Raw genomic sequence first — 21,283 nt, forward strand, 5'->3', positions numbered from 1 at the left:
GATTGGGGTGGCTTATCGGTCGCGGATGCCGGGAACATCGAACGCAGTGCAGAAGTCGGCAACGTCTCTTCGTACGCTCGCATGAACTTCCTGGTCATCGGGCTGGCGGCAGACCGAGTCGATGAAAGCGGCGATCTGCACCATCTCCGTTTCGCGCATGCCCATGGACGTCACCGCTGGTGTCCCTAAGCGGATGCCGCTTGTCAGCGCCGGATGCCGCCGGTCGCCCGGGACCATATTGAAATTCGCAATGATGCCTGCACGCGATAAGCGCTCCGCATAGGCTTTGCCTGACAGCGGCCGGTCCCGAAGATCAAGGATCAGCATGTGATTGTCAGTGCCCCCAGTGACGAGTTCATAACCTCGCTCCAGAAGCGCCTGGGCCAGAGCCTTGGCGTTGTGGACGATCTGCTGACCGTAGACACGAAAGGACGAGTTCGCTGCTTCCTGCAAAGCGACGGCAAGCGCGGCGATAGTATTCATATGCGGTCCGCCTTGCAGAAGAGGGAACACGGCGCAGATTGTGTTTGCTCTTCGGATGATGGAGGGGCTGATAACGGTCTTCATTCCTTGATAAAATGAAGCCACCCCGGGGACCGCGGATCGACTTGTGAGAGGTGCTGGTGACCACATCGCAATGGGACACGGGGTTCGGATGCACTCCTGCGACAACCAGGCCGCAGATGTGGGCGATGTCAGCCACCAGATACGAGTTCACCTCCGAAGCAATTTCGGCCATTGCCGCGTAGTCAAAAATACGCGGATAAGCAGTTCCGCCGACCCAAATTAGCTTCGGGCGTTCCCGCTTGGCGGTCTCGCGCAAGTGGTCATAGTCAATTTGCTGTGTCTTTTCGTGCAGCCTGTACGGGACGCGCTGATAATCGCTGCCGGAAAAATTGACGGACCAACCGTGAGTCAGATGGCCGCCTTCGGGTAAAGGCAAGCCCATGACTTTGTCACGGGGGCTCAAAAGCGCGCGATAGACAGCCTGGTTGGCTGGCGAGCCTGAATAAGGCTGGACGTTGGCGTGTTCACTGCCAAATAGCGCTTTCAGGCGCTCGATCGCGAGGGTCTCAAGCTCATCGACGATCTCGTTTCCGGCGTAGTAGCGCGCACCGGGGTATCCCTCGGCATACTTGTTGGTGAAAATCGACCCGGTCGCTTCCAACACCGCCGAGGAGGCAAAGTTCTCGGAGGCGATCAGTTTGAGAGTTGTCCGCTCCTGACGCTCCTGTCTTAGAAGCAGTTCGTGAACGCGGGAGTCGACGGCGGCTAAGTGAGGCCGCCCGTAAGTGTCGGGCTGCGCGATGGCGCCGCCGGCGGAGTTATCCATGGTAGTCGCGCTCCATTTGGACTGATCTATTTCACGATCAAGCAAACGGTCCCTTCAACCGCGCGTCTTGTATTGCTTCCAGGCGTTGTAGGTCTCTTTTATGATGGCCATCATCGTGGGGCAGGAGATCGACCACCAATTGAGCCAGCCCGCCATCCTTGCCTCCTGCTTGCATATGGTACGAAGACTGCGGACGTTGTTCGTTGCAGCAAAGAAAGTTGGCTCTGCCCAGCCGCCGAACGTGGCGTCGAACCTGCTCGCGAGGCAGACTGGTAATATCGGCCAGCTCGCCGACGGTTAGATCCGCATGCGCGCAAAGGCCCAGGATTCGAAGGCGATCAAGATGCGCTGCCGTCCTTAGGCGATTTACCAGTGTCAACATTGGTTGGCATCAACCCGGACGGGATGCAGCAAGCCGCTAGCCCTTCTATCCCCATCAATCCGCATGAGACCTCTCTCGTCATTTGCTGTAAATCCGCTGGTATGGATGCTAATGGAAGATGGATCACAGTCCTTTCTACGACTAAGACGCCAGATATTGGGGCTAATGTACCACCTGACAGGAGACTACACTCACGAACATTATGTGAATTTTTTTTAACGTTGCTGAGAATCAAGGGTGAGGTTTGGCGAATGTCTCGCCGTCGACTGTCGAATCCTGCCCGACGGGATTATGGGGTGCGTAGCCTGCTTGTCCTTTCCACATGACCAGCGACGATGGGGCGGAGGCGGCAGACATAGCTCTGGAGCATGCTGCGGTATCTTTGGCCTGAAGCCGAGGAAGGCGGACCGTGGCTTCCGCGCCGCTGCCGGGAGCCCGCGAACAGGCCAAGTTGATCAGCCGGGTGTTGCCGTCATAGAGCGTGAGACCCAAAGCTGGCCAGCCGCGCCCTGAGGCTGACGCACCGCTCAGCGTCCACCTTGCTCTCGAAGCCCATCGGCATAGCGCCGATAACGACTTGACCGCGTGCGTGTCGACGAGCGATCGGTGAGCGCAAGGATCGAGGGTGCAGTGCAGGATAATGCTGTTTTAAATCAGCGCTGTTTTCAGCCGACTGCCTTGAGCGTGGGCACAAGGATATAGGCCCAAGGCAGGAGATCATCGTCTGCTGTTCGGGAGGCCGCCCTGGGCGCGCGACAGCCGTTCCTTCGGCTGCGCCGCTCCGCCACCATCCGCGCCGTGCCTTCCGGAGACCATTCCCGCTGCCGGCCGGCGCCCGTGAAAACCTCGACCCGGCGCACCGGCTCGAGATGGCTGGGCTCAGCGTAACTCTGAAGTCGTCATATACCGAAGCCTTCACAGACTTCGGACATCCCCCTCACAGTCCGATCCAGATGGCGTCAGGAACACCGCTGCGTTGATGCGGATGAACCCCTGCTTGTGCCACAATGACCCTTATGTCAGCGCGCGAGCCAAAGCTTCCGCGCAAGGCGACGGCTAGGATAAGGCAATGCCGACGAAGGGCACATTGCTTGCCACACTCTGGAATGATGGCATGCTCGGAAGGCCTAGGCTTTGCTCAGGGCCGCCTGCAAGGCGCGCTTTGAGGTTATTCACATAGCCTTCTGCGTAGTCCTGCGCCGTCGAGACCGAAAGATCAATGCCTGCCGCCAAGGCCTCTTCCATCAGGTGCTTTACGAGCCCATTTCGAATGGCCAGCTTGACCTCGGGGCCTGCGATAAGGCCGATCGCCTGCGCGGCCATATTGAGGCCAGCTTCCTCCAGCGCTCGCTTCATATCGCCTCCGTTAATGGCCGTACGCAGGAGATTGGCTGCTTGCGACTCAGCCTCGAGAACCATCGAGGCAAGATCGGCTACTTGTCCGAGGCCCGGAATGAAGCTGAGCAGTCCCACCGCCGTTGCCGCCAAGTCGAGCACTTTCGTCTCGATTTTGAGCACGGAGTCGACGACGTGCATGACGGCCCCGCCGTTCTTTTTGGCTGACTTAATGTCAGGCTGGTCCATCAGGCCCATCTTCATGTCCGCGACGGCATTCTGCTCTTCTGCGGTTTGGGCGCCGTGGGTGATTGGCTGCTGAACGTTGCGGTTCGCAGACGACATGTTTGTGCAAAAATGGGCAAAGTCTTTTTTGCTGATATTGCCGGAATCAACCGTATGCCCGCCGCCAAAGTCGAAGAATTTATGATGGGTCTTATAGCCCGTGATCGAATTGTTCAGGAGGCCAAACAGAAGAGGATCTGAAAGGAGCTGAGAGGCTGCTTCCCGCACTTTCGGATCAAGGCTCTTGTCGTCTTTCATTTTCGCCAGTTTGTCGCGAGTCAGAACACCGCTTCCAAAGAACGTGTCCTGATGGTCCTTGATCATCTCGACCGTATTCAGCTCAGTTTGCGTGAGGCTCATCGACGATGAGGCGACTTGCAGGAAATCCTCTTTGTGCATCTTCCCTTTCGAGCCACCGCACAACTGGTTCCAAGCATCGGGGTGATCGAGGAAATATTGCGCCGCCGCAATGACCTGGGGCGGAAATTTGCCGTTTTTCGATTCGCCGCCGACCATTTTCTTGAACTCATCCAGACTCAGGTCCTTGGACAGATTTTCGGAGTACCGGTAAAACTCCCGCAAGGCATCGCTCAAGGTCATGACCGAAGGCTGCAAACCTCCGCTGCCGTCGGATGGTATGTAGTTCTGCTCGTAGCTTCGCGCTTGGGCTTCCTGAAATGCAGCAACTTGTGGGTGGTGGTTTGAAAATCCGGCCAAGTCCTTGGCGTTGATCTTGCCTCCACAGCGGCCGTCGCCCTGCGAGCCAATCGCATAAAAAAGTCCCGAATCCTGCTGCAGTCCCTGGATCGCCGCTTTCAGATCCGGTGGCGTAGAGGGATCATTGGCTTTGTCGGTCAACGACTTCCAAGTAAGCGGGCATTGGTCCTTGTGACGGTTGAGTACCGCAACAATCTGCAACTCAGCCGTGGTCAGCGACCCACCGTTCCACGTGATTCCGGGGCTCGGCCTGGGAGCCGGCTCGATCTTCGGAGTGACGCCGAGCAGATGTTGGGCTTCAGTCGCCTTGGAGCGTTGCGATTGGTCCTCCTTGAGAGCCGCCCTCATATTTGGCGGCAGCAGATCCAGTGGGTGTTGCTCCAAGCCATTCAATGTCAAGACATCCGGTGCCAGATGGCCCAAAGGGTCCTGCCGCAATTTATCCATTGTCGAATCAAGATTCGACGCTGGCAGATCCCCTTGCGCGAAAGAGCCGGGCTTGTCTGCCAGCACACAAGTGGACAGCATCGCTTCGAAGCACGATGCACTTTGCTGATGCTGGGTCGCAAAATGGGAAACTTTCAGGCCCGGCCAACCCCTTGCGGACTGTAGCGAATTTGAGCGGTAGAAAGTTGAAAGATTACTGGCCGACATTATGCATCCTCAGACGTGACGTTGAAATCCCCACAAGAGACCCCGACAGAAGATCCCTTGCGTTTCACAAAATTCGACAATTCCAAGCGTCGGCAGGTCACGAATGCGCCTGCCCTGCCTTCAATTGCTGTGTTCCGGGCCGGCTCCAAGGTTCGGTCCAACACAATGGCCGGAGTCACCGCGAGAGCTGCCGGGACTCATCATGAGCGGATTAGCTTTCGAGAAACTGACGAGTTTGCGAAGAGTTCACAAAGGGGTAGCCGCAGTCATGTTCTTCAGAGCTGCGGGAAATCCTCAATGTTCATTTCTTGCCCAGCTCAGGCTTCCCGCCAACGCTATCCTGTTGTGGGATGTCAGAAGAATAAGAAGCATCCGGTCGTCCGTCGCGAACGACCGTAGTGGAGGAGCCGCGAAACAAGATCAGCACTGATTCCTTTGGCGTTGCCGCTATGTGAGTCTGCGCCTGCGCCTGCGCCACCAAGCCGTTAAAGGTCTGCTCCACGAGTGCGACGAAGCGCGGTGGACCGGAAACGAAGACGAGGCCATTGCCTGGCACGGGTTTGACCACATAGCGCTCGTCGGAGATATCAAGCTTGTCGAGAGCCCCCTTGAACGCATCGAAGCGAATCGACGTCATCAAAAGCATTCGAGTTTGCGATTCTTGTGCAGCAGACACATAGAGCACAAGGCCGTCATAGTACCATTGTAGACCGTAAAGGTTCGTCAAGCGGTCGAGGAACGCGCGCGGTGGCAAATCAGGCATACGTCCGCGAATTCGCCCCTTCACCGCAGGACTGATGTTGACCCTGATATTCAGGTTGTTGCCGAATTCCTGCAACGCTGCAGCGAGCTCCTGATCCAGAACCGTGTATCTATAGGGTGTCGCCGGAAGGGACAGCGGGACTGCATGCGCCGGGTGAATCCCGGTGGACAGAAAAAACCCGGCACAAAGAAGTCTCAAAACATGCAGGGTGACGGGTTGGATAAGCGTTCTCGGCATGTCGCACTGATAAACCAAACGCTGAAATCATCACAAGTGACTAAATTGCCGAAGAGATTTTAGATTGTCGAAATGACGCCGCCGTTAGTCAGCTTGTTGTCAGCTTGCCCCCCTAGGAGTGTTGCGCCGACACCGGGTGATGAATGGGCGGGGCTCGCCCGGTCAGAGAGAGCAACCGAGTCCTTACATGATGATGCCTGTCACGTCGATCTCTGCCACTCTAACGGCTGGCCTCCCCAGGGTCGGATCACCGTCGATTGTCGAGCAGGCCCAGTTTGAGCGCGCCTTAGGGCATGCAGCCGACTCGCTGAAAAACGATGCCGCCGCGGGGCCAGCGAGTGCGGCGCCAGTTGCTGCGGCGATGGATGTTCAGCGCGCGGCTGCGCCGACGAGCGGCATGGGCGATCGCGTGTTGCAGACGATTTCCTCCCTATATCCACACAACACTGTTTCCTTCCCCGCGCTCGACCATGACATAGCCCTTTCGAAGGGCGCTCTACCGGGACCGGCGCAGAAGCTTCCCGTTCCAGGTGAGGCGGGAACCGGAATCTCGGGCATTCCCCAACAAGGGCAAGACTTCGAAACGATGATGGCTGGTCTTCGGGATGTTTACAACGGCGTCACCCAGGTGGCGCTTATCTCCAAAGGCGTCAGCGGCGTCACATCATCCGTGAATAAACTTTTGAAGGAAGGCTGAACCGCGCGCATGATTGGCTTGGCCGAGGGCGAAATCATGCGTGGCCTGTCAGGGTGGCGGTCGGTTAGACTTGTCATGCTGCCAGTTCTCGTCGCCCTCACTGCTTGCAAAGCCGACCTCTACACGCAATTGCAAGAGCGTGAGGCAAATGAAATGCTCGCACTTCTTGAAGACAACGGGGTCGCCGCGATCCGGGTGGTCGCCAAGGATGGAACCAGCACGATCCAGGTTGACGAAAAGCTGCTCGCCTTCTCAATCAACCTTCTGAACGCCAAGGGGCTGCCGCGCCAATCCTTCAAGAACCTCGGTGAGATATTCCAAGGATCAGGCCTGATTGCCTCGCCGACCGAAGAGCGTGCCCGTTACGTGTATGCCCTGAGCGAAGAGTTGTCGCGGACGATCAGCGATATCGATGGCGTTTTTTCTGTACGTGTTCACGTCGTGCTGCCGCATAACGACCTTGTGCGAGCCGGTGCCACGCCATCCTCGGCCTCGGTGTTTATCAGGCACGACGCAAAAACAAATGTCGCGGCTCTGCTGCCAAAGATAAAGATGCTTGTAGCCGACAGCATCGAAGGCCTGTCCTACGATAAGGTGGAAGTGGTTTTGGTGCCGGTAGAACGGTCCGCACACGAGCAACGGCCCGATCCGACTGCTGTTTTGCCACAAGCATCACTACCTCTTCCTGCGCCACTTCTGGCGACCGTAACAGGTTTTGCCGCAGCCGTATTCGCCGTGGCCTGTTATCTCTTGATCGGCGTTGTTACGCGTCGGCGCAAGCAATCAACCGGCGTTTCCAAGGTCGAGGGGCGCCGGGATGCTTCTGCTGTCGAGGCCATTCGCAAAAGAATGCCTGCAATTGGACGTGGGTGACATCTCATTGCCAATGCCTATACAGACCGCCCGACCTGATGGTCCGCACTTTCCGGGCGCGAGCGAGCTTGCGGCTTCGGCCCATCCAACCCGTCTTGCGGCGCGTCTTGATCCAGCGTTATCGGCCGAAACGTTAGTGAAGTTGCAGAAGTGTTCCAGACTGCATCCAAGGCTGGCAGAATTGCTGGGCAACGATGACGTGGATCTGAACCACATCGGCTGCAGGCCGGACCTTCTACGCGGGCATGATCCATATCGAGCGGCCCTTCTTGCTGGTAGTATCTGGCATGCCCGTTCGCTGGTCGCGTTTGTCTCTCAGCCTGAGCTTGCCATCCTTGTTAAACGCATCGGCGTGGATGCACACGCATTCGGAATCCGACACCTGCTGCATGCTGTTGACAAAAGACTGATCTCGGACCCAGAAAAACTCGCTCAGCAAATCGAATACGATGGACACGCATGTCTTGGAGCTTGGCTCCAGGACAGTTCAGCGACCGAGCGTAACCGCGTGCTTCTTCGATTGCCCGAGGGGACTGCCGCGGAGACTCCAGCACATGAGCATTGGACCGCCGCCGGCCAATTGCTTTCACTTGTAGTAGCTCATTTTGAGACAGAGACCCCGGTGAAATGACAGTCGAACTTTCCGAGGGGCCAATAGCGCCGCAGATGCGTCCAGTCGGACCACTGATACCCGCGAGCGAGCTCGAAACCTGGCACAGCGCCGCGCAAGCCCTTGCCGCGGCAGAACGGCATCGGCAGCGCGTTCGAAACTGGGCACGCGCGGTTTACCAGCGGGCGTGGGCGCGCGGCCACATGGAGGGCTCGAATGCAGGCACCGAGGAGATGGCAGGGTTGATTGCGGAGACAATCTCCGAAATCGCGCGACGAAAGGCGGCTCTGGAGCAGGAATTGCCGCAGCTCGTGATGGAAATATTGAGCGATCTTATCGGCGCTTTCGATCCGGGCGAGCTATTGGTGAGGGCTGTTCGTCACGCCATAGAGTGTCAATACAGCGGCGCCGACGTTTGCCTTCATGTTTCTCCCATGCAAGTCGACATGCTTGCACGAGAGTTTGCTCGATGCGACGGCCAGGATGGTCGACCAAGGGTGCGGATCGAGCCCGACCCGACATTGTCGCCGCAACGCTGCGTGCTGTGGAGCGAGTACGGCAATGTTGACCTTGGACTTGACGCCCAGATGCGCGCGCTGCGCCTTGGTTTCGGGACGCTCTGTGAGAAAGGCGAGCTATGAGAAAGCCCGTCCCAGAACATAACGCTGACGCCGACACTCGAGCTCTCGTTCCAGCAATCTCGTCTTTGAGGGCTGCGGCCAAGCGAATTGACACGCGTGCGGTGCGCGGTCGGATCACGCGGGCTATCGGCACACTGGTTCATGCCGTCTTGCCAGACACTCGTATTGGGGAACTTTGCCTCCTAGAGGACCCGCGAACCGGGCTGTCGCTCGAGGCCGAGGTGATCGGCCTGTCGGGTGATGGTGTATTGCTGACACCGATCGGGGACTTGGTGGGCCTATCCAGCCGCGCAGAGGTCGTGGCCACTGGCCGAATGCGTGAGGTGCCCGTCGGCGGCGATTTGCTCGGTCGCGTGATCGACAGTCGTTGCCGCCCATTGGACGGCAAAGGCGAAATCAAGACCGTCGAAACTCGGCCCCTGCATGGCAGAGCCCCCAATCCGATGACGAGGCGCATGATTGAGCGGCCATTCCCGCTTGGGGTCCGTGTCCTCGATGGTCTGCTGACGTGCGGCGAGGGCCAGCGGATCGGGATTTATGGCGAGCCAGGTGGTGGCAAGTCGACGCTGTTGTCACAGATCGTAAAGGGTGCCGCCGCTGACGTCGTCATAGTGGCGCTCATAGGCGAACGTGGACGGGAAGTTCGTGAATTCATCGAAAGGAATCTTGGTGAAGAGGGCCTTCTCCGTACGGTCGTCGTGGTTGAAACATCCGACCGCTCGGCGGTAGAGCGTGCGCAATGCGCTCCAATGGCGACTGCGCTCGCGGAATATTTCCGCGATCAAGGCCTACGCGTTGCTCTCATGCTGGATTCGCTGACGCGCTTCTGCCGCGCTATGCGCGAAATAGGCCTTGCTGCGGGTGAGCCGCCGACGCGACGGGGCTTTCCTCCTTCCGTTTTTGGCATGCTGCCAGGCCTGCTCGAGCGCGCCGGCATGGGTGAGCGGGGCTCAATCACGGCCTTCTATACGGTGCTTGTAGAGGGTGATGGCACGGGTGATCCAATCGCCGAGGAATCGCGTGGTATTCTCGATGGCCATGTCATCCTCTCACGCGCTATTGCGGCGCGATCGCATTTCCCCGCTATTGATGTGCTGCAGAGTCGCAGCCGCGTCATGGATGCAGTCGTTTCGGGGACACATCGCAAGGCAGCATCCATTTTCCGCGAGCTCCTGTCGCGCTATGCCGAGACCGAGTTCTTGATCAATGTTGGCGAATACAAGCCAGGTGGAGATCCCCTGACTGACCGGGCTGTCGCGTCAATCGACGAACTGAGGGAGTTTCTGCGCCAGAGCGAAGATGACGCGTCAGATTTCGAGGAGACGGTCGCATGGATGTCGCGTCTGACCGCGTAAACTGGATTCAGTCTTCGAGGTTACGGCTTCTGAAGGAAATGCAAGAGCGTCGTGCCCTTGGCGAGCTGTCCAAGAAGGAAGCCCAGCGCGATGTGGCCGCCTCAGCCGTACAAAATGCCTCTAGGGAGCTTGCAATGATACAGCAACATTGTTCAAGAAAAGAAGCAGCGCTCTATCAGCATCTGATGTCACTCGACAACTTGTCTAGCGCAGCGCTCGACCGTCACCGCCTTCACACTGAACAACTTGCCGCTGAGATCAATTCCAGACGGCAGATGCTTGATGATACCCAAATCGCTCAAGAGGAGGCTGAGATGGCGGCGTCCAGGACGAGGGAGCTATGGGTCATATGTTCGGCGGCAAGGGACAAATGGCAACAAATCGAGGACGACGTGCGGCGCGCCGTCGAGACTCATTCGGAGGCCGCAGCCGAGATCGAGGCCGACGATGAGATACTGCTGAAATATGCGAGGGGGTCGCTTGCCTAAATGCCGCGCAACCGGATCCGACGGTCGCAAGAGGTCGTCCGAATGACACGACCGTGCAGTCTTTGATAGGCGCTGCGGTCACACCCGCCATGTTCGAACCAGTTCTGAAACTGTCCCACACGGTTGTCTCGTGGCTCAATGATACAGCAGCGCCGCGCACGCCGTTTCAAAGCCGGATCAACGAGGTGCCGCTATCGGTGCGAACGGCAGGGCTTGTCTGGCAGCAGGAACCTGCTGCCATTCCGATGCTTGACTGCGTCTGGAGAGTGGGAGCCGAAACGGTCATCTTGTCACTGTCGCGCCCGCTCGTAGAGGAGTTCATCACGACAGTGCAGAACGGCTTGGCCTTCCCTTCCGAGCCAACTGCTTCGCTAATTCTCGAACTCGCTCTGGAGCCGCTTGTCACTCGACTGGAGGAGACGACGCGTCTGAACGTGCAACTCGTGCGGGTATGCGAAGCCACGATGCTGGCTCCTCATCTTGAACTCGACATCATTTTCGGCGCGGTCAAGGGCAAGGGCCGTCTATTCCTGTTCACGCCACTTGACGGCTTAGTACCGCCTGCGTTTCGCGCGCTAGGCGAACTGCTTGCCCAGTTGCCGCGGCAGCTGGGCGGGCTGCCTCCAGAGCTCCCGCTCATTGTTGCAGGAGAGGTCGGCACGCTTCGCCTTCCTGCGGCGCTTCTTCGAAGCGCATGTGTCGGTGATGCATTGTTGCCCGATATTGCGCCGTTCGGCCGCGGCCAGATCACCCTAGCTGTCGGCCAGTTGTGCGCCGAGGCGGATCTTGACGGCGATGAATTAATCTTGCGGGGGCCTTTCCGCCCGCGACCGTGTCCTTTGGAGAGTGCGCATATGACACAACCCGGATCGCAACTGGAGCTTACTAAGGATCTCGACGATGTCGAGATCGTGCTTGTCTTTGAATGCGGCCGCTGGCCTATTTCTCTTGGGGAATTAAGAAGTGCCGGCGAAGGGCATATTTTTGAACTTGGATGGCCGATCGACGGCCCGGTCGACATAGTGGCCAATGGTCAGCGTATCGGGCGTGGCGACATTGTCCGCATCGGAGAAGAGCTGGGCATCAGGCTCCGTGGCGGGTTTGCATGCAATGAGTGAAGCTCAGCCGACAATCCTGGCGCTTCTTGCGGTTACCGCCGGACTCGGTCTGCTGGTTTTAGCAGTTGCCACGACAACGGCCTTTGTAAAGGTATCAATTGTTCTTTTCCTCGTCCGCAATGCGCTCGGGACCCAGACCATACCACCCAATGTGGTGCTGTACGCCGCGGCGATGATCCTCACTATGTTCGTTAGTGCGCCCGTTGCTGAGCAGACCTATGACCGCATGTCGGATCCCAAGCTCCACTATCAGACATTCGACGACTGGGTAAGCGCCGCTAAAGCCGGAAGTGAGCCCTTGCGCGAGCATCTCAAGAAATTCACAAATGAAGAGCAGCGGCGATTTTTCCTATCTTCGACAGAAAAGGTCTGGCCAGAGGAAATGCACGCTGCAGCCACGCCTGATGACTTTGCAATACTTGTACCATCTTTCTTGCTATCAGAATTGAAGCGCGGATTTGAGATAGGATTTCTACTTTATCTGCCTTTTATTGTTATAGATCTGATAGTGACAACTATCTTGATGGCAATGGGTATGTCGATGGTCTCACCAACTGTTATATCTGTCCCGTTCAAGATCTTCTTGTTTGTTGCCATTGATGGTTGGTCAAAATTGATGCATGGGCTTGTGCTGAGTTATACGTTACCGGGAGGCTGATCATCACTGAATCCAGCATCATTACTCTTATGAGCCAATCACTGGTGGTTTTCATGATCTGGATTCTACCGCCGCTCATTGCATCAGTGGTTGTCGGCCTCGTCATCGGCATCCTCCAGGCGGCGACGCAGATCCAGGATGAAAGCTTGCCGCTCACCGTGAAGCTTCTGGTCGTTGTCGCGGTGATTGGGCTGTTTGCTCCTGTGCTAAGCGCCCCGCTCATAGAGCTAGCCGATCAGATCTTCACCGAGTTTCCCGCAATGACACTTAGCTACTAGTCCGCCCCATGGACGCGCCATCGGCCGATATTCAAATTCTGATCCAGACGGCTCTCGAACTCGTCGTTGCGGCAGGTCTTGGGGCAGCCCGCGCGATGGGCATCATGCTGATCTTTCCCGTATTCACACGCTCGCAGATCAGTGGGCTGATCCGGGGCTGTTTGGCTGTTGGCTTCGCACTACCATGCCTGGCACACGTCAGCGGCGGATTGCCGGCGCTGGATCCTGATACGCGCCTGATCCAGCTAACCCTGCTCGGATTCAAGGAAGTTTTTGTCGGTGTACTCCTTGGCACTTTTCTTGGCATTCCGCTTTGGGGCCTTCAGGCTGCCGGGGAGCTTATCGACAACCAACGCGGCATCAGCAGCCCGACCGCTTCGGCCGATCCCGCGACGAACAGTCAGGCTTCCGCGATGGGCGTTTTTCTGGGGATCACTGCGATTGCCATATTCGTCGGATCAGGAGGCCTGGAAACTTTGATCAGTGTCCTGTACCGCAGCTACTTGATCTGGCCGGTGTATCAGTTTCACCCGACACTGAGTGGGCCAGGAGCAATGGAGTTGTTGGGGCTTCTCGACAGCATAATGCGCACGGCATTATTGGTATCGGGGCCTGTCGTGTTCTTCCTGATACTGATTGATATATCGATGATGCTGCTGCGTCGCTTTGCCCCGCAATTTAAGGCGAGCCAACTGTCTCCGGCAATCAAGAACATTGTCTTTCCAGTTCTCATGGTCACCTACGCTGCCTATCTGGTGGAGAGCATGAAACTGGAGGTCACACGTGCCAACGGCGTGCTGGAGTGGTTCGACAAATTGCTGCCATGAGCGACACAAGTGAAGAGAAGACACACGCCGCCAGCCCGAAGAAGTTAAGTGAAGCGCGCAAAAAAGGACAGCTGCCACGTAGCTCCGATTTCGTCCGCGCGGTCGGGACTTGCGCTGGGCTCGGCTACCTTTGGCTAAGAGGCAGCGTGATCGAGGACAAATGCCGGGAAGCGCTCCTATTAGCCACCAAGTTGCAGAGCCTACCTTTCGATACCGCGGTGCCGCAGGCATTGGTTGTGCTCGTCCAACTCACAGTCGCGGCTGTTGGCCCGCTGCTTGGAACCCTTGTCGCCGCGGTGATTTTGGCCAGCCTGCTAGCCAATGGTGGATTTGTCTTCTCTCTGGAGCCGATGAAGCTCAGCTTTAAGAAAATTGACCCCTTTGAAGGGCTGAAGCGCTTGGGGTCTGCTCGTTCCATGGTCGAAGTCTGCAAGACCATGTTCAAGGTATTGGTTCTCAGCGCAACCTTTTCCATTGTCCTTCTCGGGATGTGGAAGACAATGGTCCCTCTGCCGATCTGCGGCATGGGCTGTGTTGGCCTCATCTTTATGGAGACAAAATTGCTGATGGGAATTGGCGCCGGCGCACTGCTGGTCGGCGGACTGATCGATCTTCTGCTCCAGCGCGCGTTGTATCTGCGCGAAATGCGCATGACCAATACCGAAGTGACGCGCGAGTCGAAGGATCAGCAAGGAGCGCCAGAGTTGAAAGGTGAACAGCGTCGCATCCGCGAGGAGGCGGCCGACGAGCCTGCGCTTGGCGTGCATCGCGCCACGCTGGTCTTAACAGGAAGGGCGGTCCTGATCGGTCTGCGTTACGTTCGCGGTGAAACCGGGGTGCCGTTCTTAGTTTGCCGTGCCGAAGGTGAGCGCGTTTCACATGTGTTGAGCGAGGCGCGGGCACTACGCCTGACGATCGTCCATGACCATGTCTTAGCGCGTCAGCTGATAGGCACTACAAAACTCGGCCACGCGGTTCCTATGCAATATTTCCAGCCTGTCGCGAAAGCATTCTTTGCCGCAGGCTTGGCCTAGTCATTGGAAGTCCACGACTGCCCAGTTCAAAACTGACCTGGCTCCATGCTAGTGGCAAATGTCGGCTGGCCATCCGTGCCCCAGTGTCTCTGTCAGGCCAACCGCGCAACCGCGGGCCTGGGGCAATCACTCCCCTCGGATCTGCCACCCAGCAACTACGGCAAGTCCTCCGGGCATGACCTTGCAGCCTCTGCTGGCCGGTGCGTGGCGCAGTCCGAGGTTTTGAGGCCGGCAGTGCGGATTTGATTGGTGCAGCCGTTGGAATGCCCTCGTCAGCTAGTCGTCAACTAAGCGCCCTATGTTGAACAGCCGTGCTAACTTGAGCTCGGTTGCGAAACATAGGAGTACGAATCGTCATGTATGGTCGAATTGGTGGCTCATCCGATAGTTACCGCGCGCATAATGCCGGCGAGCAATCGGATGCAGGAAGCGAAGGGTTCGCGGACACATTTGCCCGAATGCACTTATCCGGATCGGAAGGTAGCGGCGCCTCATCATCGGCGGCTCCCCAAGCATACTCCCTCAATTCCCGACCTCCTGTGGTGGAGATCAACAGGACTTCCTTCAGGAGACAGGTGAGGCAATTTCATGGTGATGAAATCACGCACATCGCCGACAATCCTCAAGAGTATTCGGAGTTCGTATCGTCACGAGCCAGGCGCACCGCGGACGTTGCTCAGCAATATGGCATCCGTCGAGATACGGAGCACGCGCGATATTTCAGTTACCAATTGGGAGACCGGAGTGCCGGACTGCTGAGAATGGAAGGCGGATTCAGCATGAACGAGTTCGAATCGGAAAGTTGGCGGGAACAATTTCCTGGTCGAACTGAGGTCACTTCCATAGTGGATCTTCAAGTCGCCCATCCGCTCGTCGAAAATGCGGGCGATATTCTGCTGGAGCATCAACTTCGGATAGACGGCGACCGACCGTTGCTGAATTGGCGTGCGGCTAATCCGGAAGCACAAGCGCGCGCGCAGACGATGGGGTTTGTTGAAGTGGATCATGGCGACCTGGTGCTTGACCCTACGCAGCATCCCGACAAATGGACGAAGAACAGTGCCGGTGAGTGGCAGCGTGCAGGCAAACCTCCACTCTATCTCCACAAAACCGAGGATAGCGACAGCAGCGATAGCGGGTCCGACGACGATTTCATGTGATTTGTCGACCCGCCGCCGAGCCTTGCAACTGGTGACGGTTGCAAGGCTGTTGGCAGTGAATGCTAATTGTCCGGCGACAGCCCCGCCTTAGCGCCAGCGCCGCCGAGCAATCCAGCCCATCTCCCAGACAATAAACTGCGGATGCGCATCGTGGGTGCTTGCGAGCGGATTGTATTCGGGCCGGAACTCCGCCTCTTGGAACCGAGCTCTCCCGAATCCAATTTTCTCCACCACACCGTTGGGTCGTTGCGATGCGCCGATCCCGATCGGATCGGCTATGCCTGCTCCGCGCTCGCAGGAAGACCTTCCGCCTCGATCTTGGCGGCGCGATCTCGGCGATAAGTTGGATGGGAGGCAAGATACGCCGCCACGTCAACAGCCGGTAACGCGACATCGCAAATCGGCCCTGACGGTAGCCGATCGACTCCAATCGCCGGACCGCAACTCGCGCAGCGGCATTCGCGGTTTGGCCAGGAGAAATGCTCGCTGACTCACAGCGTGGCCGGCCGCATTCTGAGTGCCCTGTCATGCAGCCTGCGCCGACGGGAGCTCGGCACGCGAATGGCGTGGTTGGCGGCCAAGCCCTGAGGTCAACAAGGACTTACAGAAAGCGGGGGTGAGTTTGCCGCGATGAATTATGACCTTCTCGCGACCGGACCTAGCATCGGCTTCCTCTCGCTCTCGATTGTAGCCGCGCTGTTCGTTGGATTTAACGTGGCAAGCGGTGAATTCGGAATCAGCCAGCCCTTCCAAGTTTCTGGCCATGACGGGGCGACTCGTGTGGATGTGCACCCACATCGGGCTCGGCATCGCACCATTGACCAGCATCTTGGGCTGCAGCTTCATCTCAAACAGCTTTCCTGGCTCGCCACGCAGCGCGACCGGTGCCTCCGGCGGCATCAATTCGTCGGCATTGCACAAATGTTCCAGGTATTTTTGCGCCGGAAATGCGTAGGTCTTCATGCAATCAGTCGTAATGCCGGCTTTTCCTTCATTCAATGCGTTGGCCTGTCCCAGCACCATGTTCAGCAACCCTTTGAGCTGGTCTGTGCGTTCGTGCACTTTGGGTAGCTGGGTGGAGGTGAGTAGCAGGCGTACATTACGCCCCTGCAACCCGGCGAGACAGGTTTGCATCTCAATGGCCTGGGCTCGCAGGTACTGGGCCACATCGTCCACGACCTTACCGGCCTCCTCAGGCTTCATCTGGCGCACTTGGGAGACGACGCTTTGCTGACCGGCCAGATCGAACTGCAAAAGTTCGTCCAATCGTTTGAGCCGCTCCGTCAATACCTCCATTGACAACGCGGCGCCCCCGATTGTCGAGCCTGCCCCCGACGAACTCGCAGCCACCTCTTGCGCTCTCACCTGTGTACTCGCAACTTGATCCGAGCGCGCGAGAACCTTGGCTGCTGGCACTGTGCCGGCGTTCGCAGCGACTGGTGTTGATGGCTGCCCGGCGGCAGAAGTCCCGGCGCGAGCTGCCGACTTATGCTTTGACTTCCCTTTCCTTCGCGCTGTAGTGCCTTCTGACACTGCAGCCGTACCAGCAGTGCCAGCCGGTATCGCAGCGCCTGCCCTGGCCGGCATCGCAGCGCCCGCCTGGGCCTGTGGCGCCATGATGGCTGACGGCGGAGACTGCAGGTTCAACAAGTGCATGGCATCGTGCGCAGTGATCCATGCATCGTCCACGATCCGTTCGAACAGTTTCAATGGGAGGCCGGCATCTGGGTAGGTATGGCTTAGCTTGGTATGCACCTCGTGCAACGCCAATCCAAAATCCGAAAGCCGCTCCATGATTTTTTCTACAACCGCGCAATCATGAGCGTTGAGTGTTTTGCCATCATCCATTATGCCCTTCGCCAAAGAGAGGGCGCGAAGAGCTTCTTGAGCGGCGCTTGCCATCAGCTGCACCACTCCATTTCGACCGACGAGGAGTTCCTTCAAATCTGGCTCGAACCTGCTCGCCCGCAGTTCAATCTTGGCCCGCGCAAGACCGATCCGCTCACGGACCAGCCAGATCCTGACACTCAGTACCGAGCCGGCACGCAGCCGCAGTGCGCACCGCTCGGCTTCCCGCATCACGGGCGTTCCACTGGATAGGCTAGCGGTGGCAGCGCAGGCGGATCGCTGCCGTTCGGAGCGCCATGCCTTTTTTTCCCACCACTTAATTGCCGCCGTATGGTGGTTCTCCACATTTAAAATCAACAGCTCCTGCCGGTCCGCCTGGGAGTAGGAGTAGAGTTTATCGACCATACCTGCCGCTTTCTTGGTCTTTTTGTCCAATTTCGTGATCGTCGACAGGCCAAGTTTGTCTACTTCATTCGCGGCGTCGCACACGATCTGGCAACATCTACGCACCTTGTCGTCTGGCATAATTGTCTGCGCCTCAGCCGCAGGCAGGCTAGCGCGGTACTCCAGAATTGCTGAGGCTGCATCGACGACCCGACTGATCAGCTCCACCGCCTCCTCGGGGACGTCGGTTTTCCTGGCCGCAGCCTCGCAATCAGTCAGTTGTTGAACAAGACTGTTCATTCTGAGCTGTGTCGGACTGATATCTTCATTTGACGATGAGCTGGTGCCTTCCACCTGCGCGGTTGATAGTTGGCTACCGACCGGCGCCATGGCTTCGCCCTCAGACATGGAGGGAGAACCGCGCCGCCTTGCGGCTGCGCCACGTGGCGCTACGGTTCCGCGTGGTGGCGCAGCGGCTCCACGTCGCGGTGTGTTCAGGATTTGATCTTCGCCAATCGAGGCGCCTGGCAGACTTTCGCGGGCATCGCCTGGACCGCGCGCAACTGGAAGGGAGGAGGGCCTCCTATCGGCGTCCCCAGAGCGCATCTGCTCCACAACGGAATCGAATGACTGTCCACCTTCTCCCGCAGCAAGACTTGATTGCGAAAGGGAACTGCTCGCCCGCCCCGCGCGGCTGGCTCCAGTTTCAGCCTGCGATTTCCGTGGTCGGCCAATGCCCTTCATATTGCGTCTCCGTAGTAGGCGAGAATGTGCTGCTATTGTGCTGGCGGCTGACGAGACCAGCGGCATCTTTCGGTTAACGTCACGGTCAGCCAGACCCGCGACGGCGTAATGTTCCCGCCAAAGTGCTTCTCAGTAGCAGGCCAAGATTGGCCCGAGCTCACAGGACTTTCGCAACGTTGCCATCGATGTCCTGAGATTATCAGCGCTTCAGTCCGCCGATTTCCAGGAACAGCGAATGAAATCAGACCAACTCGGCTAGCTCCCCTTCCTAGACACGTGCCTGACGATTTTATTGATGCGTCACTCCTCTCGTTCGCCACCGACAAAGTCACACATTTGCTTCAGAGAAGCGTGTGCGTTGCGTATCACGCGGACCATTTCGATCTATAGTTACAAAAAGTGTCGAGACGGGACCTTTGGATCCGAAGGTCAGGCACGGCCGGCCTAGATAGACCGCTTGGCTGACGATTAGCTGACGATGGGAGTTCTCACGAACAGGGCAAGAAAATCCGACCGCTTCAAGCTTTCGATATGGTGAGAAGAGGATCCGCACCGGCCTCCCAAAGCCGGCAGACCATCCCATGTTCGTACGGTCGCCGACCTTCTCGAAGCCAATGAGCTCACCGCGCCGGGCCGTGATGTGCAGGCGAGAGAATGGTGATGCAAAGACCGAGTTCCTGCTCGTTGCGTGCGCCCGTGGAGCCAGCAAGAATACGGTCATTGCGGTCATGCAGCACGTGGACCGTGTCTCCTGTTCGACACCACAGCATCGAGGATGCAAACGAGCTGCTGCGGCTGCCATTCGGTCGCGGCATGCGTGGACGGCGGGATTGGCCGAACAGCCGAGATCGTGGTCGACTGTTCGATGCGAGAGCAACATCCTGCAGAGCATACGTTTTTGCGCTGGCCGGTTTTTGTCAAAAGCCGTCAGGTTCTCGAAAGCTCCCGCCCTTAGCTTGATCGAGGCTAACCTTTAACACGTCGCCGCCAATGGCAAATGCCGGAGTACCTGATGATAGCAGCAATTGGGAGTGGAGTTGGCAACCTCGGGACTTCCTTGATCCGAAAGGGCCATGGGGATTCGAAATCCGAGCATTCTGGTGATGGCAAGCCGGCTGATGGCAATGATGGCAAGCCAGCTGGTGGGAATGATGGCAAGGCAGCTGGCGGGAACGATCGGGCGGATAACCGGACCGTTTCAAATGATCAACTTCAAGACAACTCACAGTCTGCAGCACAAAGTGAAGCCTTCCAAAGTATCCTGCGATCGTTCGCGTTCCAATTCGCGAACGATGCGATGGCTGAGGCCGATGAAGCTTTGGATGACACAGAAGATGCCTGACGCGGGAAATCCGGCGTGAGGTCATACAGGCCGTTATTGACGGCACAACTCCAACAGAAAAAGGAATGATCATGGCTGCAGTTGATAATAATAAAAAATCAGGCAATACCAATACCAGTAGCGCCGGCAATACCGATAAAACTAACAGTGGCACTCCCGGCAATACAAGCGGAGCTGATGCTACTGCTTTTCAGGCGCAAGTGCAGGAACTAACCAATGTTAGCTTGGAGGCGACGAAAAGGAGTGTCCAGTTGCGCACTCTAACGACCAATCTCCAGACCATCAAGAAGGCCGCCGACGAACGCGTTTCGTAATGTCGGAAGCGGGTTTTAGACTGCCCCCTAGCGCGTCTCCTTATTGACGCGACGTAGTCCCGAAATGAGCCGCATGGCAATTGCCATGCGGCTTCTATCCTGTTTGAGAGATGCTCTGTGGATGACGCCGTTTCCCTCCGTTTCGAAGTGCGTTCGGGGCACTATTGCGGTCTGACCGGCAAGACGGATCTTCAAAAGTGTTTAATCGGCAGCGGCTTCGATGCCGATTTGGTCTTTGTCGAGCAGGGACTGGCACCGCATCACCTTCGTGTAACTCTTCTTGGCAAGTCGATCGAACTGGAGGCGCTTGCACCCGGACTCAGTATCGAGGGCAACCGGAATATCGCCGCAGGCCAGTCCGTTGTTGTGCCCCTTCCTGTCGTCCTGCTCGTAGGCGAGATGTCCATTGCTTTGTCCGTGCAGGATGCAGAGCCGCCTGGTTCGACCGGCATACCGCGCCTACCGATCGGTGTGCTCGCCATGGTCATAATCAGCTCACTCGGGATCGGCGCGCTTTCAGGCACGATCTCCTATCTTGGCAATGCAAGTGGATCGAGCCCCAATTCACTTCGGGCTGAAGTCGCGTCCAGAACGATCAGTCACCGCGCTGACAATGAACTTACGGAGGCAGCGGCCCAAGAGCTGCAGGAGGAAGTCGATCGAGCGGGTCTTCTCGACGTCAAGATTGGGTCGGCAAAGGGTGTTGTGACCGCCGAAGGCACCGTCACGTCTGAATCGGTCATCAGCTGGCAGAAGCTTCAGCAATCGTTCGATCGTCGCACCAAGGGTACTCTAACACTGGTGAACGGAGTGCTCATCAAAGAGGAGAAGGCGCCATCCGCAATCGCGGTCGAAGCTGTGTGGCATGGGGTCCAACCATATATTGTCATCGACAGCGAGAAGTATTTTGTCGGCGCCATTTTGGCTGATGGATGGGTGGTCGAACGTATTGAGGACAGCCGTGTGCTGCTGAGCAGGAATGGCCGCATTGCTGCTCTCCAATATTGAAAGCTCGCAGGCCCCATCAAGCAGCACTCTATGGCCAGCCAAACATCCTGTCGCGCTCGGTGCTGACAAGCTGGCTGCGTTGGAAACATTTGCTGCCCAGCCATTTCGCGCCTGCTTGTGGCTCTCATGCAGGGTCACGCGCTGGCCAAGGCTGAGGCGCCTTCGGAGTTCGAAAGCCACGTTTCATGGCGTAACAGC

Annotated in this window: 19 protein-coding genes and 1 pseudogene; 16 read left to right on the forward strand and 4 right to left on the reverse strand. The window is 57.6% G+C overall.

All coding sequences use genetic code 11. From position 1 onward, the window contains the following. Window positions 1-12: 12 nt before the first annotated feature. Window positions 13-1,333 (reverse strand): annotated as a pseudogene (gene glyA / locus EN818_RS07850) (serine hydroxymethyltransferase). Window positions 1,334-1,433: 100 nt separating this feature from the next. On the opposite strand from glyA, the gene EN818_RS32585 reads away from it, so the two are divergent. After that, window positions 1,434-1,634: a hypothetical protein gene (locus tag EN818_RS32585; RefSeq protein WP_024505365.1), complete on the forward strand. Its 201-nt coding sequence runs from the start codon at window positions 1,434-1,436 to the stop codon at window positions 1,632-1,634. A gap of 1,137 nt (window positions 1,635-2,771) precedes the next feature. On the opposite strand, the gene EN818_RS07865 is transcribed toward EN818_RS32585, so the two are convergent. Together EN818_RS07865 and EN818_RS07870 are read right to left on the reverse strand one after the other, a co-directional pair. Beyond that, on the reverse strand, window positions 2,772-4,706 hold the full coding sequence (locus EN818_RS07865; RefSeq protein ID WP_024505366.1) for an HrpF/NolX family T3SS translocon protein: 1,935 nt from the start codon (window positions 4,704-4,706) through the stop codon (window positions 2,772-2,774). Window positions 4,707-5,007: 301 nt separating this feature from the next. Beyond that, window positions 5,008-5,706, reverse strand: coding sequence for a secretin N-terminal domain-containing protein (locus EN818_RS07870; RefSeq protein ID WP_024505367.1), 699 nt, complete (start codon window positions 5,704-5,706; stop codon window positions 5,008-5,010). 187 nt (window positions 5,707-5,893) lie between these two features. Here EN818_RS07870 and EN818_RS07875 point away from each other — a divergent pair, with 187 nt between their 5' ends. The 12 genes from EN818_RS07875 to EN818_RS07930 all read left to right on the forward strand — a co-directional run bounded on the left by EN818_RS07875 (window position 5,894) and on the right by EN818_RS07930 (window position 15,445). Next, window positions 5,894-6,403, forward strand: coding sequence for a nodulation protein NolB (locus EN818_RS07875; protein ID WP_024505368.1), 510 nt, complete (start codon window positions 5,894-5,896; stop codon window positions 6,401-6,403). Window positions 6,404-6,412: 9 nt separating this feature from the next. Further along, the gene (gene sctJ / locus EN818_RS07880; protein WP_024505369.1) at window positions 6,413-7,276 is read left to right on the forward strand and encodes a type III secretion inner membrane ring lipoprotein SctJ; all 864 of its coding nucleotides are present in this window, start codon (window positions 6,413-6,415) and stop codon (window positions 7,274-7,276) included. Beyond that, the gene (locus EN818_RS07885) at window positions 7,269-7,907 is read left to right on the forward strand and encodes a nodulation protein NolU (protein WP_306462680.1); all 639 of its coding nucleotides are present in this window, start codon (window positions 7,269-7,271) and stop codon (window positions 7,905-7,907) included. Before sctJ ends, EN818_RS07885 begins: the two co-directional genes overlap by 8 nt. Next, window positions 7,904-8,527 (forward strand): type III secretion system stator protein SctL, encoded by a 624-nt coding sequence (sctL, locus tag EN818_RS07890; RefSeq protein ID WP_024505371.1) that lies wholly within the window; start codon window positions 7,904-7,906, stop codon window positions 8,525-8,527. The genes EN818_RS07885 and sctL overlap by 4 nt, the downstream gene beginning before the upstream one ends. After that, the gene (sctN, locus tag EN818_RS07895; RefSeq protein ID WP_024505372.1) at window positions 8,524-9,882 is read left to right on the forward strand and encodes a type III secretion system ATPase SctN; all 1,359 of its coding nucleotides are present in this window, start codon (window positions 8,524-8,526) and stop codon (window positions 9,880-9,882) included. Before sctL ends, sctN begins: the two co-directional genes overlap by 4 nt. Continuing rightward, window positions 9,858-10,370: a hypothetical protein gene (locus tag EN818_RS07900; RefSeq protein WP_032899688.1), complete on the forward strand. Its 513-nt coding sequence runs from the start codon at window positions 9,858-9,860 to the stop codon at window positions 10,368-10,370. Before sctN ends, EN818_RS07900 begins: the two co-directional genes overlap by 25 nt. A gap of 89 nt (window positions 10,371-10,459) precedes the next feature. Beyond that, entirely contained in the window at window positions 10,460-11,488 is a 1,029-nt protein-coding gene (sctQ, locus tag EN818_RS07905; protein WP_095769044.1) for a type III secretion system cytoplasmic ring protein SctQ, read from the forward strand. After that, entirely contained in the window at window positions 11,481-12,146 is a 666-nt protein-coding gene (gene sctR, locus EN818_RS07910) for a type III secretion system export apparatus subunit SctR (protein ID WP_029354851.1), read from the forward strand. The genes sctQ and sctR overlap by 8 nt, the downstream gene beginning before the upstream one ends. A gap of 2 nt (window positions 12,147-12,148) precedes the next feature. Next, the gene (locus tag EN818_RS07915) at window positions 12,149-12,424 is read left to right on the forward strand and encodes an EscS/YscS/HrcS family type III secretion system export apparatus protein (protein WP_024505375.1); all 276 of its coding nucleotides are present in this window, start codon (window positions 12,149-12,151) and stop codon (window positions 12,422-12,424) included. Between the two features lie 8 nt (window positions 12,425-12,432). After that, complete coding sequence (gene sctT, locus EN818_RS07920; RefSeq protein WP_024505376.1) at window positions 12,433-13,251, forward strand: type III secretion system export apparatus subunit SctT; 819 nt, start codon at window positions 12,433-12,435, stop codon at window positions 13,249-13,251. Beyond that, window positions 13,248-14,285 (forward strand): EscU/YscU/HrcU family type III secretion system export apparatus switch protein, encoded by a 1,038-nt coding sequence (locus EN818_RS07925; RefSeq protein ID WP_024505377.1) that lies wholly within the window; start codon window positions 13,248-13,250, stop codon window positions 14,283-14,285. The genes sctT and EN818_RS07925 overlap by 4 nt, the downstream gene beginning before the upstream one ends. Window positions 14,286-14,641: 356 nt before the next feature. After that, on the forward strand, window positions 14,642-15,445 hold the full coding sequence (locus EN818_RS07930; protein WP_024505378.1) for a hypothetical protein: 804 nt from the start codon (window positions 14,642-14,644) through the stop codon (window positions 15,443-15,445). A gap of 525 nt (window positions 15,446-15,970) precedes the next feature. On the opposite strand, the gene EN818_RS07935 is transcribed toward EN818_RS07930, so the two are convergent. Beyond that, window positions 15,971-18,085, reverse strand: a complete 2,115-nt coding sequence (locus tag EN818_RS07935) for a hypothetical protein (RefSeq protein ID WP_245454733.1) — start codon at window positions 18,083-18,085, stop codon at window positions 15,971-15,973. 1,348 nt (window positions 18,086-19,433) lie between these two features. Here EN818_RS07935 and EN818_RS07940 point away from each other — a divergent pair. The 3 genes from EN818_RS07940 to EN818_RS07950 all read left to right on the forward strand — a co-directional run bounded on the left by EN818_RS07940 (window position 19,434) and on the right by EN818_RS07950 (window position 21,085). Beyond that, window positions 19,434-19,763 carry a hypothetical protein gene (locus EN818_RS07940; protein ID WP_081714433.1) on the forward strand — a complete coding sequence of 110 codons (330 nt, stop codon included), beginning with the start codon at window positions 19,434-19,436 and terminating at the stop codon, window positions 19,761-19,763. A 71-nt stretch (window positions 19,764-19,834) separates the two neighbouring features. Next, window positions 19,835-20,077: a nodulation protein NopA gene (locus EN818_RS33545; protein WP_224570034.1), complete on the forward strand. Its 243-nt coding sequence runs from the start codon at window positions 19,835-19,837 to the stop codon at window positions 20,075-20,077. A gap of 117 nt (window positions 20,078-20,194) precedes the next feature. Next, window positions 20,195-21,085: a hypothetical protein gene (locus tag EN818_RS07950; protein WP_024505382.1), complete on the forward strand. Its 891-nt coding sequence runs from the start codon at window positions 20,195-20,197 to the stop codon at window positions 21,083-21,085. Window positions 21,086-21,283 lie beyond the last annotated feature (198 nt).

The sequence above is a fragment of the Mesorhizobium sp. M3A.F.Ca.ET.175.01.1.1 genome, from assembly GCF_004791945.1.
Classification (GTDB): domain Bacteria; phylum Pseudomonadota; class Alphaproteobacteria; order Rhizobiales; family Rhizobiaceae; genus Mesorhizobium.

Excerpts from the sequence above, each read along its gene's own strand:
- EN818_RS07900 (WP_032899688.1), top strand. The coding sequence starts at position 9,858 with ATGGATGTCGCGTCTGACCGCGTAAACTGGATTCAGTCTTCGAGGTTA.
- EN818_RS07935 (WP_245454733.1), bottom strand. The coding sequence starts at position 18,085 with ATGTCTGAGGGCGAAGCCATGGCGCCGGTCGGTAGCCAACTATCAACC.
- sctT (WP_024505376.1), top strand. The coding sequence starts at position 12,433 with ATGGACGCGCCATCGGCCGATATTCAAATTCTGATCCAGACGGCTCTC.
- EN818_RS07870 (WP_024505367.1), bottom strand. The coding sequence starts at position 5,706 with ATGCCGAGAACGCTTATCCAACCCGTCACCCTGCATGTTTTGAGACTT.
- EN818_RS07940 (WP_081714433.1), top strand. The coding sequence starts at position 19,434 with ATGATAGCAGCAATTGGGAGTGGAGTTGGCAACCTCGGGACTTCCTTG.
- sctL (WP_024505371.1), top strand. The coding sequence starts at position 7,904 with ATGACAGTCGAACTTTCCGAGGGGCCAATAGCGCCGCAGATGCGTCCA.
- sctJ (WP_024505369.1), top strand. The coding sequence starts at position 6,413 with ATGATTGGCTTGGCCGAGGGCGAAATCATGCGTGGCCTGTCAGGGTGG.
- EN818_RS33545 (WP_224570034.1), top strand. The coding sequence starts at position 19,835 with ATGGCTGCAGTTGATAATAATAAAAAATCAGGCAATACCAATACCAGT.
- sctQ (WP_095769044.1), top strand. The coding sequence starts at position 10,460 with ATGTTCGAACCAGTTCTGAAACTGTCCCACACGGTTGTCTCGTGGCTC.
- EN818_RS32585 (WP_024505365.1), top strand. The coding sequence starts at position 1,434 with ATGATGGCCATCATCGTGGGGCAGGAGATCGACCACCAATTGAGCCAG.
- EN818_RS07930 (WP_024505378.1), top strand. The coding sequence starts at position 14,642 with ATGTATGGTCGAATTGGTGGCTCATCCGATAGTTACCGCGCGCATAAT.
- EN818_RS07875 (WP_024505368.1), top strand. The coding sequence starts at position 5,894 with ATGATGATGCCTGTCACGTCGATCTCTGCCACTCTAACGGCTGGCCTC.
- EN818_RS07925 (WP_024505377.1), top strand. The coding sequence starts at position 13,248 with ATGAGCGACACAAGTGAAGAGAAGACACACGCCGCCAGCCCGAAGAAG.
- sctN (WP_024505372.1), top strand. The coding sequence starts at position 8,524 with ATGAGAAAGCCCGTCCCAGAACATAACGCTGACGCCGACACTCGAGCT.
- sctR (WP_029354851.1), top strand. The coding sequence starts at position 11,481 with ATGAGTGAAGCTCAGCCGACAATCCTGGCGCTTCTTGCGGTTACCGCC.
- EN818_RS07865 (WP_024505366.1), bottom strand. The coding sequence starts at position 4,706 with ATGTCGGCCAGTAATCTTTCAACTTTCTACCGCTCAAATTCGCTACAG.